Here is a 13,287-nt window from a genome sequence, read left to right as displayed (position 1 = left end):
CGTCACGGGAACGCCGGCTGGAGGCCCGCGTACACCCCGTGGCGGCCCAGCAGTTCCTCGTGCGTGCCGACCTCCGCGACCCGGCCGCCCTCCATGACCACGATCCGGTCGGCGCCCTGGATGGTGGAGAGACGGTGCGCGACGACGAAGACGGTGCGGCCGTGCACCAGCCGGGACAGCGCCTCCTGCACCAGCGCCTCGGAGCGGTTGTCCAGCGCCGAGGTCGCCTCGTCGAGCACCAGGACCCTCGGGTCGCGGATCAGCGCCCGGGCGATCGCGAGCCGCTGCTTCTGGCCGCCCGAGAGCCGGGCGCCGCGCTCACCGACGACCGTGTCCAGGCCCTGGGGCAGCCGGCGGACGAACTCCATGGCGTTGGCGTCCTCCAGGGCGCTCAGCAGCGTCGCCTCGTCGGTGTGCCCGAGCCCGTACGTGACGTTGTCGCGGATGCTGCCCTCGAACAGGATCGACTCCTGCGGCACGACCGAGAGGAACCTCCGGTAGCTGCGCAGATCGAGCCCGGCCATGTCGGTGCCGTCCAGCAGGATGCGCCCCTCGGTGGGCCGGATGAACCCGATGAGCAGGTTGAGGACCGTCGACTTGCCCGCCCCCGACGCGCCGACCAGGGCGATTGTCTCGCCGGGCCGCGCGGAGAGCGTGAATCCGTCGACGGCCGGCCGCTCGTCCTCGTACGCGAAGGAGACGTCCTCGAAGTCGATGCGTCCGGTGACCTGCTCCACCTGCGCCTTGCCCGCGTTGTGCTCCAGGTCCGGTGCCTGGAGCACCTCACCCGCCGAACGCACCGATTCGAGGCCCTTGGTGAGGATGGGGGCGAGCCCGAGCAGCGTGGTCACCGAGCCGGTCAGGACGGTGAAGAAGGCGCTCAGCATGACGACGTCACCGGCGGTGACGTCGAGCCAGCCGTGGTACGCCACCAGCGCGGACCCGGTCAGGCAGAGCACGCCCAGCGTGTTGAGCAGGACCCAGGCCAGCGAGCCGAAGCGGCCGTTGAGCATGTCCAGGCGCAGGCCGGCGGCGAACACCTGCCGCAGGGAGCCGTCCACGCGCCCCAGCGCGGTCCGCTCCAGGCCGTGGGCGCGCGTGATGGGGATGAGGGTGGTCATCTCGCCGACCCGGGAGGAGAGCTGTTCCACCTCGCGCCGGAACGACTCGTTGTGGCTGCGGAGCCTGCCCCTCAGCTTCATCACGAGGAACCCGGCGGCGGGGACGACGACCAGGAAGACGGGGAGGAACGACGGGACCCGGATGCCGATGACGACGAGCCCGCCGACGAGCGTCACGACGGCCCCGAGCCCCATGTCGGCGCTCTGCTGCACCATCTGCTCGACGGCTTCGACGTCGCGGACCACCTTGGCCTGGAGCACGCTGGAGCTGACCCGGGCGTGGTAGCCGACGGACAGCTGCTGCATCCGGCGGCAGAGCGCGGAGCGCAGGGTGATGCCCATACGGCGGATGCTGCCGCCGAGGCAGCGCACGTACCACTGATGGAGCGGGTAGTTGAGGACGAGGATGAAGAGCAGGAGGCCGGTGGCCTGCCAGAGCTCGGACTCCGCACCGTGCTGGACCACCACGTCCAGCACGGTGGCGGTGATCAGGGGAAGCAGCCATATGGGGCTGTGCTTCACGGTGAAGAGGACGACGGCGAGAGCGAGTCGCCCCCGGTCCGGTCGGAAGAGGAGTGCGAGGGTGCGGACCGGGTGTTCGCCGCGGTAGCGGTGGTCCAGGTGGTCGAAGGGTGCCAGGGATTCGGCGGAGGGTGGGGATACCGCTTTCTGCATGACACCATCCCAACCCGCGACCGATGCCCGGGGCAACTGTGTTCCACGTACGGGACAGAGTGCCTTCGGCGGTATGGAAGCGGTCAGCGTACGGGGAGTTCGGCCGGCCGCGACTCCGGTGCCGGTTCCTCGGGGCGGGGGCGTCCCACCGTGGCGATCGCGCTGGTGACGAGGCCGGCCAGCAGGCCCCAGAACGCCGAGCCGATGCCCAGCAGCGTCACGCCCGAGGCGGTGGCCAGGAAGGTGACGAGGGCCGCCTCGCGCGAGGCCTTGTCGGCGAGAGCGGTGGCCAGCGAGGACTCGATCGTCGCGAGGAGCCCGATCCCCGCGATCGCCAGGACGAGTTCGTGCGGCATGGCCGTCAGCAGCGAGGCGACGGTGGCGCCGAGCAGCCCCACGCACAGATAGAAGAACCCCGCCCACACCGCCGCCAGATAGCGCTTGTCGCGGTCCGGGTGCGCCTCGTCGCCCGTGCAGATCGCGGCCGTGATGGCGGCGAGGTTGAGCCCGAACGCCCCGAAGGGCGCCAGCACGGCGTTGGCCGCGCCCGTCCACGTCATCAGCGGGGACACCGGCACGTCGTCGTAACCGGAACCGCGCAGCACGGCGACACCGGGCAGATTCTGCGAGGCCATGGTTACGACGAACAGCGGCGCGCCGACGCTGACGAGCACCTTCCAGTCGAACTCGGGCGCGGTGAAGACCGGCGTGGCCAGCGAGAGCCGGACCGCGCCGGTCCGCCAGCCCCCGGTGAACAGTGTGGCCACCACCCCCGCGGCCAGGGCCAGCAGCACCGCGTATCGCGGCAGCAGACGGCGGCCCAGCAGGTAGATGACGAACATCGGGAACGCGACCGCGAAGCTCTGGTGCATGGTGCTGAACAGGCCCGTGCCGAACCTCAGCAGCACCCCGGCGAGCAGTGCGGCGGCCAGCGGCACGGGGATGCGGTTCATGACCCGGGCGAACCATCCCGTGACACCGCTCACCACGATGAGCAGCGCCGAGAAGACGAACGCGCCGACGGCCTGCGCCATGGAGACCCCGCTCAGACCCGTCGTCAGCAGGGCCGCGCCGGGCGTCGACCAGGCGGTCACGACCGGCGCCCGGTGGCGCAGCGACAGACCGGCACTGGTGCAGGCCAGTCCGACGCCGAGCGCCAGCATCCACGAGGAGATCTCGCGCGCGTCCGCCCCCGCCGCCTTGGCGGCGGTGAAGACCAGCGCGGCGGAGCTGGTGACCCCGACCATGACGGCGATCAGCCCGGCCACCACGGCGGAGGGAGGTGCGGCCGAACGTATACGGGTCAACGCGGACATGAGTGAGCCACTTCCGGGATGCTGCCGGGCGTTCCATATACGGAACGTTCTGTTTGTGGAACACTAGAGACGCGGGCCGGTGCCCGTCAACCGGATGGGCGAGCGGGCGGACGGCGATGGGGCTGAACGAGGACGTGGGGCGCAGGCTGCGGACCCTGCGGCACGGCATGGACGTCTCGCTCTCGGAGCTCGCGCGACGCTCCGGGGTCGGCAAGGGCACGCTCTCGGAGCTGGAGAGCGGCCGGCGCAACCCCACGCTGGAGACCCTGTACGCCCTCACCACCGCCCTCGGCCGCCCCCTCAGCGCGGTACTGAGCGACCCGCTGCCGGACGGCGCCCCCTTCGAGCAGCGGGCGGGTGTCTCCGGCAGCGCCGTCACCGCCGTGCTGATCGAGCGGTACGAGGACGGGGAAGCGGTCACCGACGTGTTCCGGGTGACCATTCGCGCCGGCGCGGTCCAGGAGTCGGAGGCCCATGTGCCGGGTACGTCAGAGAGTCTGATGGTCCTCGCCGGCACCGCCGTCGTCGGGCGGCCGGATGACCCCAGCAGCGTCGGGCCCGGGGCCTCCGCCCGGTGGCGGGCCGACGTGCCCCATGTCTACAGCGCGCCCGACGGCGATGTGCAGGGGATCCTCTTCGTGCGCTGCCCGGTCAGCCCGCGCCGAGAAGATTGACCAGGCGGATGTAGCGGACCCAGTCCCAGTTCGGGCCGGGGTCGGTGTGGTCGGTGCCCGGGACCTCGACGTGTCCGAGGATGTGGGCGCGGTCCTTGGGAATTTTGTGACGGTCGCAAATATTGGCCGTGAGCAGCGCCGACTGCTCGTACAAGGAGTCGGTGAAGTACTCGGGCTGGTCCACCCACCCCTCGTGCTCGATGCCGATGCTGCGGGTGTTGTAGTCCCAGTTCCCCGCGTGCCAGGCGACGTCCTTCTCCCGCACCATCTGGTTGACGTACCCGTCGCCCGAGCGCACCACGTAGTGCGCGGAGACCTGCTTCGCCGGGTTCTGGAAGATGGACACCGTCTTGGAGAACGTCTCCTGGGTGACATGGATGATGACGTACTGGACGGGGTACGCCGAAGGGCGCGAAGAAACCGTGTAGTTGGACGTCGAAGCGGGAACCCAGTGTCCCGCCGGGTAGTCCGTGGCGCCCGTCGTCGCGGCGGCGGCGCGGACGGAGGCGGGAAGCAGCGCTCCCGCCGCCGCCACCGCGGCGCCCTGAAGGATTCTTCTGCGTTCCATGCGAACTCCTGTGGGGTGAGGTGGGCAGGGGTACGGAAGGTGCGGCGCCGAGTGCGGGCCCCACCGTACGGGCGCCGCGCATGCCACGGAAGACGGCAGGTGCCCCAAATCCTGTCCATGCAAGGGGTGTTCAGGCCCAGCCGACCCGCCGTCAGGCGCCCTGCGCCTCCGCCCAGGCGGCCGCCGGATCGTCGTCGGACGGACCCGCCGGGAACCACTGACCGTTCTCCTTCCGGTACGGATACCAGCGCCCGTCCGGCCCGTAGCGGAGCTGGAGGCCGCCGTCCGCGGACGTCCAGCGGTTGCGCTCGGCCCGCAGCCGGGGCGCCTCGTCCTCCTCCCACGCCTCGGCCAGCCGGGTCCTGGCCCGGGCCAACGCCTCGCCGTCCAGGGGTCGGTCCTCGTCGAGCACGGCGAGCGCGGTCGCCCCACCGTACCGCCAGGCCGCGACCGCGGCGGGGAGCCCGGCGCGCGTCTTCCCCGCGCCGCTCGCCAATCGGTGGACGATCCACGGCTCCGGACGCGCGTCGGCGGCCAGCCTGACCGCGTCCTGGCGCACCGTCAGCCCCTCGGGCACCGGGCGCCCTCCATGACCGGGCGTCAGGGCGTCGGCGAGCATCCGGTGCGCACGGGCCGCCGCGTCCCGCGCCAGCATCTCCAGCGCCGTCGGGTCCACCCCCGCCTCGGGGTCCGTCTCCGTGTCGAGCGACGGGGCGGCGCCCGGCTCCCCGGGAAGCTCCGGAGGCGCCGGCAGCGCGGGCAGGATGGAGCCGGCGGCGTACGCCTGCTCCGCCGGTACGCCGGGCACGCCCGGATCCGGCGCCGGCTGCTCGGACTCGGCCGCGACGTCCGGCGCCCCCGCCGTCGCCGCGATCCGCTCCTGGAGCCCGTCCAGCAGCATCCGTTCGCCGCGCCCCCGCATCAGCAGCAGCACGAACGGGTCCTGGTCCAGGAGTCGCGCCACCTGATAGCAGAGGGCGGCGGTGTGCAGGCAGTGGTCCCACGCCTCACAGGTGCACCGCGGTTCCAGGTCACCGATGCCCGGTAGTAGCTCCATGCCGGCCGCCGCGGCGTCCTCCACCAGGTGCGGCGGCATCTCCCGATCGAGCAGCGCCGCGATGTGACCCGTCCGCTCGGTCGCCATGCCCAGGAAACGGTCCCACTCCTGCTCGTCCAGCTCCTGGAGCAGCACATCGCTGCGGTACGTGCTCCCGTTCCGCTCTCGCACCACCGCCGTGATCCGGCCGGGCCGCACGGACACGGCACCGACCCCGCCCTCCCGGGCCACACGCCGCCCCGCCTTCAGCTGCCGCAGGTCCAGAGCGGTGTCCTCCAGCGCCTTGAGCCACGCCTTTCCCCACCAGGAAGCGGCGAAACCGCGCCCCGGTGCCGGCGGCAGGGCGGCGAAGGTGCGCTCCTGCGCGGCCACCCCGTCCGCCCGCTCGTCGCCGCCGTCGGCGAACTCCTCGGCCTCGTATCCGTCCCTCATCGCGTCCCCCCTCGAAGCTCCACCAGATCGGCCAGCTCCGCGTCGCTGAGCTCGGTCAGCGCACTCTCACCGGACCCCAGCACCGCGTCGGCCAGTCCCTGCTTGCGGACGAGCATGTCCGCGATCCGGTCCTCGATCGTCCCCTCCGCGATCAGCCGGTGGACCTGCACCGGCTGCGTCTGCCCGATCCGGTACGCGCGGTCGGTGGCCTGTGCCTCGACCGCCGGGTTCCACCAGCGGTCGAAGTGCACCACATGACCGGCCCTCGTCAGATTGAGCCCCGTGCCCGCGGCCTTCAGCGACAACAGGAACACCGGTGCCCCGCCCGCCTGGAACCGGTTCACCATCTCCTCCCGCGCGGCCACCGGTGTGCCGCCGTGCAGGAACTGCGTGCCGATGCCGCGCGCCGCCAGATGCCGTTCGAGGAGCCGGGCCATTCCGACGTACTGCGTGAACACCAGGACCCCGGCGCCCTCCGCCACCATGGTGTCCAGGAGTTCGTCGAGCAGTTCCAGCTTCCCCGAGCGGCCGGCGATGCGTGGTTCGTCCTCCTTGAGATACTGCGCCGGGTGGTTGCAGATCTGCTTGAGCGAGGTCAGCAGCTTCACCACGAGACCGCGCCTCGCCATGCCGTCGGCCTCGGCGATCGCCGCCAGCGTCTCCCGCACCACCGCCTCGTACAGCCCCGCCTGTTCGGGCGTCAGCGACACCGCCCGGTCCGTCTCCGTCTTCGGCGGCAGCTCCGGCGCGATACCGGGATCCGACTTGCGCCGGCGCAGCAGGAACGGCCGCACCAGCGCGCCCAGCCGCTCCGCCGCCGCCGGGTCCCCGCCCTCCACCGCCCGCGCGTACCGGGTGCGGAACGTGCCGAGCCGCCCCAGCAGCCCCGGGGTCGTCCAGTCGAGGATCGCCCACAGCTCGGAGAGGTTGTTCTCCACCGGGGTGCCGGTCAGTGCCACCCGTGCCCCGGCACCGATGGTGCGCAGCGCGCGGGCCGTCGCCGAGTACGGGTTCTTCACGTGCTGCGCCTCGTCCGCGACGACCATGCCCCACCGGGCCGAGGCGAGCCGAGGAGCGTCCAGCCGCATCGTCCCGTACGTGGTGAGTACGAACCCGTCCTCCGCCAGGTCGTCCAGGGTGCGGGACGCGCCGTGGAAGCGGCGGACCGGGGTGCCGGGGGCGAACTTCTCGATCTCGCGCTGCCAGTTGCCCATCAGCGAGGTCGGGCAGACCACGAGCGTGGGCCCGGCGCCGCCCTCCAGGGTCTGGCGGTGCAGGTGCAGCGCGATCAGGGTGATCGTCTTGCCGAGGCCCATGTCATCGGCGAGGCAGCCGCCGAGCCCGAGCGAGGTCATGGTGTGCAGCCAGTTCAGACCCCGGAGCTGATAGTCCCGCAGGGTCGCGGTGAGCGCGGCAGGCTGACCGATCGCCGGCTTCCCGTCCCGGTCCTGCCGGCCCGGATCGGCGACGCGCTCGCGCAGCCGCTCCAGCCAGCCGGTGGCCCGGACCTCGACCCGCCGGCCGTCCACCTCGGCGGACCCGGTCAGCGCCGCGCCCAGCGCGTCGATCGGGGTGACCTTGCGGTCCCGCGTCTCCCGGGCCCGCCGCGCCTCGTCCGGGTCGATGAGCACCCACTGGTCGCGCAGCCGCACCAACGGCCGGCCCGCCTCGGCCAGCCGGTCCAGCTCCTCGCGGCTGAGCTGCTGGTCACCCAGGGCGAACCACCAGTTGAAGGTCAGCAGGGCGTCGGACGACAACAGCGGCGCGGCGTCCGACGCGGTATGCGCGAGACCCCGGGGCGCGCCGCCGTCCGCCTCGTCGCCGTCCGGTCCGATCACGGCGCGCGCCGTGAGCTTGCGGGCGGTCAGCTCCCTGGGCCAGTGCACCTGGACGCCCGTCGCGGCGAGCGCCCGCGCGGCGGGGCCGAGGAGTTCGGTGATCTCCTCGTCGGCCGGCTCCACCGCGTCCGGCACGGCCGCCGAGAGCAGCGGAGTGAGCGTCGGCCAGGCCCGGGCGGCCCGGCGCAGCATCAGCAGGGTGTCCATCCGGGCGCGCGGCCCGAACGCCTCCGCGGCCGGGCCACCGCCCGCCCACACCTCGGCGGCATCGGCCACCACGGCCGGGTCGCTGACGCTGTGGATCTGCGGCACCACGCGGAACGAGGGCCCGTCGGCAGCGTCGAGCCCCGTGACCTCCACGCGCAACGACAGCCGGACGCCCGCGTCGTGGCCGGCCGCCACATCGGCGGCCCAGGCCCGGTGGCCGGGCAGACGCTGCGGCTCCCACGCGGTGAACGCCGGTCCGCCCGCGGCGAGCGGTGCGGCGGGGGTCCGGGGCAGCGCGTCCGCGACCGCGTCGAGGAACGCCCGTACCAGGCGCTCCGGTTCGGGCAGGAGGAGCGGTCGGGTCGCCGCGTCGACGGGCACGGCGTGGGCGGTGGGCGGCATGGAGGCGGCCAGGGTGCGGACGCGCATCAGGTCGTCCGGGGCCAGCGGCCCGGACCGCCAGCTGTCGTGGTCCGTCGCGCTGAGCCCCGGAAGGAGGAGGCCCCGGGCGGCGAACTGCAGGGCGAGCAGCCCCGCCGCGCCCCAGAACGCCACGGCCGCGGAGGCGTGCGGCGCCGACCGCGCACGGGTGAGCACGGGCAGCCCGTCCGCGACGGACAGCAGACGCGCCGGCACCTCGTACGGCAGGGCGTCGGGGCCCGCGACCGTCAGCGTGCCGGGCTCGCCCGGGCCTTCGGGCGGGCTGCTGCCGTCGGGGTGCCAGAAGGCGAGGCGGCCGGTGCGGGAGGGGTCCGAGGGCAGGAAGACCACGGAACAGCCGGCGAGTGCGGAGACGTCGGAGAGGGAAGCGGCGGAGGGGCTGTGCACAGCGATGTCAGAGTCCTCAAATTTGACTAGCCGACCGAGGTCGCCGAGGGTACCTGAACTCGCGCATCCAGGGGTCTTCGATGCATGTGAGGTGCGTCACGCGGTGGTAGGGGCTCGGTTCCCCGGTGCAGTCGGCCCCCCACTCCGGGAGGGTGCTGGCACCACCCTGCCCCGGGTGGTGGCGCCATGGCTCCGAGCACCCCGTGAACCGTACGTTTCCTGAGGTCGGAGCGGATTCGAGACCGGAGACACCATGCCCCAGGCCACCCTTGCCGCAGCGGAACCCACGCGTGACGGCGCCCGAAGCCCAGGAAGCGATTTCGCGCCGCTGCTGCGTGACGTCAGGGCACAAGGACTCCTCGAACGGCGCACCGGCTGGTACGCCGCCGGAATCACCGTCAACCTGCTCGCCCTGGCGGCCGTGGTCACCGGCATCGTCCTCCTGGGCAACACCTGGTGGGTGCTGCCGCTCGCCCTGCCCCTGGCGCTCCTCTGGGCCCGCACGGCGTTCGTGGGACACGACGCGGGGCACTCCCAGATAACCGGCAACCGCAAGGTGGGCCGCGCGATCGGCCTCTTCCACGGCAACCTGCTGCTCGGCATGAACGATGAGTGGTGGAACGACAAGCACGTACGCCACCACGCCAACCCCAACCACATCGACAAGGACCCCGACGTCGGCGTGGGCGCCCTCGTGTGGACCCAGAAGCAGGCCGCCCAGCGCGAGGGCTTCGCCCGCTGGCTCACCCGCAACCAGGCCCGGCTGTTCTTCCCGATGCTGCTCCTCGAAGGCATCGCCCTCAAGGTCTCGGGATTCCAGTACCTCAAGCACCAGCCCCCGCGCGAGCGGACCCTGTCCGCCCTCCTGCTCACCGCGCACCTCGGCCTCTACGCCGCCCTGCTCCTCACCGTCATGTCCCCGGGGAAGGCGGTGGTCTTCGCCCTCCTGCACCACGCGCTGTTCGGACTCCACCTCGGCATGGCCTTCGCCCCGAACCACAAGGGCATGGAGATGCCCGACCCCGACGGGGACCGCTGGGACCACCTGCGGCGCCAGGTCCTCACCTCGCGCAACGTACGCGGAGCGGTCCTCACCGACTGGTTCCTCGGCGGCCTCAACTACCAGATCGAGCACCACCTCTTCCCGAGCATGCCCCGCCCGCACCTGCGCCTGGCCCAGCCCCTGGTCAAGGCCCACTGCGAGGCCGTCGGCCTGCCGTACACGGAGACCGGCCTCGTCGAGTCGTACCGGCAGGCGCTCACCCATATGCACGAGGTCGGTGCGCCGCTGCGGTGACCGGGCGCTCCGCGCAGGAGGAAGCAGGAACCAGGAACCGATGAGGGCGCGCGGACGTTCTCACCATCAGAGGCGGCCACGGGCCGCGGAGGAGGTACGGACGATGTCGAACAGCGCCAAGGTTGCCATCGGGGGAGTCGTCGTCGCGGTCGTCCTGATGCCGTTCATCGGGTTCTGGCTGTCCCTGCTCGTGCTCGTCGGAGTCCCCACGCTCGCGTATCTCGCTCTGGACCCCGGCCAGCGCCGACGGCTCCGTAGGATCACACGCAAGGAGATCGGCCGCTGAGGGCCGGCCGCTGAGAGGGGTATCCGTCGTGAGTGGCACCGTGACCGCCGTCAGCAGGAACGAGACCTACAGCTTCACCAAGCCCAACCGCGACAGCGTCACCCTGCTCGCCGGCCTCGGCGTGGAGGGTGATGTGCACGCGGGGGTCACGGTCAAGCACCGCTCCCGGGTCGCGCAGGACCCCACGCAGCCGAATCTGCGCCAGGTGCACCTCATCCAGGAGGAGCTGTTCGATGAGGTCCGTGCGCTGGGCTTCGAGGTGGCGCCCGGCGACATCGGGGAGAACATAACGACCCGGGGGATCGATCTGCTGGCCCTGCCCGTCGGCACCCTGCTGCATCTCGGTGACGAGGCGGTCGTCGAGGTGACCGGGCTGCGCAATCCGTGCACGCAGATCGACAACTTCCAGGGCGGACTCCTCAAGCAGGTCGTGGGACGCGACGATGCGGGCAACATCGTCCGCAAGGCCGGCATCATGAGCGTCGTCACGGCCGGCGGCGTGGTCAGGCCCGGAGACCCGGTCAGGATCGAGCTCCCCGCCGAACCGCACCGGCCGCTCGAACGCGTCTGACGGTCAGGACGGGCGTACGGCTATGGCGTCCAGGGCCTTGAGGAGACCGGGCAGCTCGGGCCCGCGCCTGACCGGCAGGATCTCGCCCGGGACCTCGTCCAGGAGCATGAAGGCGATGTCGTCGGTCCGGGCCACCATCGACCAGCCGGGGCCGTCGGCCCGGATCATCCGGGCGTCCCCCGGCGCGAACGAGGACCGGACGCGGCCCGGGGGCGGCGGATCCTCCAGATAGCCGCGCGCCTCGGCCAGCGCCAGCCGGATACCGGGGTGCGGGCCGGCGGTCTGTGGCCGGGGCGCGTCGTCCGGGGCGGGGTCCGTCGCTCCGTCGTCCGGAGCGGAGTCCTTCGCGTCGTCCGGGGTGGAGCCCGGCGCGTCGTCCATCTGCTCGCGCCAGGCCGCCCACTGCGAGGCGATGGCGTCCGCGCCCATGCGGCGCTGGGCCGGTCCCCACACATCGGTGTCGGGAGGCGACAGGGGGGCCGGGTCCTCCCCGTCCGCCTCCGGATCGGGTTCCGGGTCGTGCGGGGCCGGCACCCCCGGCGCGGCGACGGCTACGGCGAGCGGCCAGCCGGGCAGCGCGCCGACCACCGAGGCGTCGTCCGGCGACAGGTCGTACTCCATGCCGCAGTCCCACGACGCGATAGCCACCGCCACCAGGGAAACGTCGTCCACGACGACGGTCCACCGTGCGCCGTCCGAGTCCTGGCCGAGGACCAGCCCGTACCCCTCGGCGTACGGTTCGAGGCCCAGCGCCGCGCACGCCTCCGGATAGTCGTCGCCGAGCACGCTGGGGAACTGCGCGGGCGTCAGCAGGATCGCGGTCAGCACATACAGCGCGTCGTCGTCGGCGACTGCGTCGTCCGTCCCGGTCACTGCGCACTCCTCGTCCGTCATGGTTTCCGTCGGCGCACCCTAACCAGTGGGTAACCCCGCCGTCGAGGCCCTGACAAGGACGGATGTCCCACGCGAGCGGCCCCCGGCCCCGCCCGGCTCAGGCGTCGGAGAGGCCGAGCAGTTCCCGCGCCACGACCTGCGGTGATTCGTTCCGTTCGCGGGCCAGCGCGATCACCGCCCGGCAGGCCAGCTCGCTGACGCCGAAGGAGAGCTGCTCCGGCGACACCCAGCCGCTCGCCTCGTCCATCCGCTCCTCGTCGTCCTCGGCGGAAGCCGCGACGAACACGGCCGCCGCCTCGAACAGGTTGTGCTGCCTGCGACCGGCCGCAGCGGGGGCCGTCGCCGGGCGGCCGGTCCTGCGGCCGGTGGTCACGGCTCTGCGCAGGACACCGAATATCGCGGTCATGGGGAACCCTGCCTTCCATCAACACGTCAACACGTCAACGCGCGTGCGTCGCGCGTACTCACCGTCTTGCCCCCGGACGTAGGCTGGGACACTCGACCTGGACAAGGGGGACGGTGCGGTGAAGCGTTACGACCGGCTGAAGGAGATCCAACGCCTCGATCCGGAGCGGGACTTCCTTGAGATCTACCGGATCACCGTCACCTACGAGTTCCCCTGGGACATCACCCGCGCCCTCGAACTCGCCCTCTACCGCACCTATGCCGTCCCCAGCATCGGCCGTCTCCTGGCCGAGACAGCGGAACTGACGGACCGTACGCAGAAGCGGTACGACGACACCGCACTCCTCCTCGACACCGTCGTCGAGCACGGCTTCGACAGCGATCCGGGGCGCACCGCCCTCCGCCGGATCAACCGGATGCACGGCGCCTACGACATCAGCAACGACGACATGCGCTACGTCCTGTGCACCTTCGTCGTCACCCCGAAGCGATGGCTCGACGCCTACGGCTGGCGCCGGCTCTGCGACCACGAGCTGCGCGCGTTCGCCACGTACTACAGGACGCTCGGCGCCCGCATGGGGATCAAGGACCTGCCACAGTCGTACGAGGACTTCGAGCGCACCCTCGACACCTACGAGGACGCGCACTTCGGCTGGGACGAGGGCGCGCGCTCGGTCTCCGACGCCACGCTGGACCTGATGGCCTCCTGGTACCCCCGCCCCCTCGCACCGCTCGTACGCGGCGCGAGCCTCGCGCTCCTGGACGACTCGCTGCTGCGCGCCTTCCGCTACGAGCGCCCGGCGCCCCTGGCCCGGAGCCTCACCCGGGGCGCACTGCGGCTGCGCGCACGCGCCGTACGCCTGCTGCCGCCGCGCACCGCCCCCCACTACGCCCGGCAGAACCCCGAGATCAAGGGCTACCCGGACGGATACGAGGTGGCGGCCCTGGGAACGTTCCCCACCCCGGGGGTGCGCGGCTGCCCGGTCCGTGACCTCGCGCAGCCGGAGGCCGACACGGTCTAGGTGTATTGATCACGAGCGTTGTTAACGCTGGCAGGTCTTGATCATGGCGAAGACCTCCGGTGTGGTGGAGGTGTCTAGGCTCCACACCACGCACGG

At 72.2% G+C, this 13,287-nt stretch carries 12 protein-coding genes; 5 read left to right on the top strand and 7 right to left on the bottom strand.

Annotation, left to right across the window (positions count from 1 at the left end):
* Positions 1-2 precede the first annotated feature (2 nt).
* Complete coding sequence (locus ACIQZN_RS34665) at positions 3-1,796, bottom strand: ABC transporter ATP-binding protein (protein WP_404002658.1); 1,794 nt, start codon at positions 1,794-1,796, stop codon at positions 3-5.
* Between the two features lie 83 nt (positions 1,797-1,879).
* Positions 1,880-3,112 (bottom strand): benzoate/H(+) symporter BenE family transporter, encoded by a 1,233-nt coding sequence (locus tag ACIQZN_RS34660; RefSeq protein ID WP_404002656.1) that lies wholly within the window; start codon positions 3,110-3,112, stop codon positions 1,880-1,882.
* Positions 3,113-3,228: 116 nt separating this feature from the next.
* Between ACIQZN_RS34660 and ACIQZN_RS34655 the strand changes: the two genes are divergently transcribed.
* On the top strand, positions 3,229-3,786 hold the full coding sequence (locus tag ACIQZN_RS34655; protein ID WP_404002654.1) for a helix-turn-helix domain-containing protein: 558 nt from the start codon (positions 3,229-3,231) through the stop codon (positions 3,784-3,786).
* Here the strand turns inward: ACIQZN_RS34655 and ACIQZN_RS34650 are convergent.
* The 3 genes from ACIQZN_RS34650 to ACIQZN_RS34640 all read right to left on the bottom strand — a co-directional run bounded on the left by ACIQZN_RS34650 (position 3,764) and on the right by ACIQZN_RS34640 (position 8,716).
* The gene (locus ACIQZN_RS34650; RefSeq protein WP_404002652.1) at positions 3,764-4,354 is read right to left on the bottom strand and encodes an N-acetylmuramoyl-L-alanine amidase; all 591 of its coding nucleotides are present in this window, start codon (positions 4,352-4,354) and stop codon (positions 3,764-3,766) included. The two genes, ACIQZN_RS34655 and ACIQZN_RS34650, sit on opposite strands and share 23 nt — an antisense overlap.
* A 151-nt stretch (positions 4,355-4,505) precedes the next feature.
* Positions 4,506-5,843 (bottom strand): SWF or SNF family helicase, encoded by a 1,338-nt coding sequence (locus ACIQZN_RS34645; RefSeq protein ID WP_404002650.1) that lies wholly within the window; start codon positions 5,841-5,843, stop codon positions 4,506-4,508.
* Complete coding sequence (locus ACIQZN_RS34640; RefSeq protein ID WP_404002648.1) at positions 5,840-8,716, bottom strand: DEAD/DEAH box helicase; 2,877 nt, start codon at positions 8,714-8,716, stop codon at positions 5,840-5,842. The genes ACIQZN_RS34645 and ACIQZN_RS34640 overlap by 4 nt, the downstream gene beginning before the upstream one ends.
* Before the next feature lie 253 nt (positions 8,717-8,969).
* Between ACIQZN_RS34640 and ACIQZN_RS34635 the strand changes: the two genes are divergently transcribed.
* The 3 genes from ACIQZN_RS34635 (at position 8,970) to ACIQZN_RS34625 (ending at position 10,870) form a co-directional block, all read left to right on the top strand.
* Positions 8,970-10,013: a fatty acid desaturase family protein gene (locus ACIQZN_RS34635; RefSeq protein ID WP_404002646.1), complete on the top strand. Its 1,044-nt coding sequence runs from the start codon at positions 8,970-8,972 to the stop codon at positions 10,011-10,013.
* Between the two features lie 103 nt (positions 10,014-10,116).
* Positions 10,117-10,299, top strand: coding sequence for a hypothetical protein (locus ACIQZN_RS34630; RefSeq protein ID WP_073967032.1), 183 nt, complete (start codon positions 10,117-10,119; stop codon positions 10,297-10,299).
* A gap of 28 nt (positions 10,300-10,327) precedes the next feature.
* Positions 10,328-10,870: an MOSC domain-containing protein gene (locus ACIQZN_RS34625; RefSeq protein WP_404002644.1), complete on the top strand. Its 543-nt coding sequence runs from the start codon at positions 10,328-10,330 to the stop codon at positions 10,868-10,870.
* 3 nt (positions 10,871-10,873) lie between these two features.
* On the opposite strand, the gene ACIQZN_RS34620 is transcribed toward ACIQZN_RS34625, so the two are convergent.
* Positions 10,874-11,743 carry a hypothetical protein gene (locus tag ACIQZN_RS34620; protein ID WP_404002642.1) on the bottom strand — a complete coding sequence of 290 codons (870 nt, stop codon included), beginning with the start codon at positions 11,741-11,743 and terminating at the stop codon, positions 10,874-10,876.
* 118 nt (positions 11,744-11,861) lie between these two features.
* The gene (locus tag ACIQZN_RS34615) at positions 11,862-12,170 is read right to left on the bottom strand and encodes a hypothetical protein (protein WP_404002640.1); all 309 of its coding nucleotides are present in this window, start codon (positions 12,168-12,170) and stop codon (positions 11,862-11,864) included.
* Positions 12,171-12,288: 118 nt separating this feature from the next.
* Here ACIQZN_RS34615 and ACIQZN_RS34610 point away from each other — a divergent pair, with 118 nt between their 5' ends.
* Positions 12,289-13,191, top strand: a complete 903-nt coding sequence (locus tag ACIQZN_RS34610; RefSeq protein ID WP_404002638.1) for an oxygenase MpaB family protein — start codon at positions 12,289-12,291, stop codon at positions 13,189-13,191.
* The last annotated feature ends 96 nt before the right edge of the window (positions 13,192-13,287 follow it).

This window comes from Streptomyces sp. NPDC097595 (genome assembly GCF_044761525.1).
Lineage (GTDB): Bacteria > Actinomycetota > Actinomycetes > Streptomycetales > Streptomycetaceae > Streptomyces > Streptomyces drozdowiczii_A.
The sequence above is the reverse complement of the archived record's forward strand: the minus strand, read 5'-3'. Positions and strand labels throughout refer to the sequence as shown.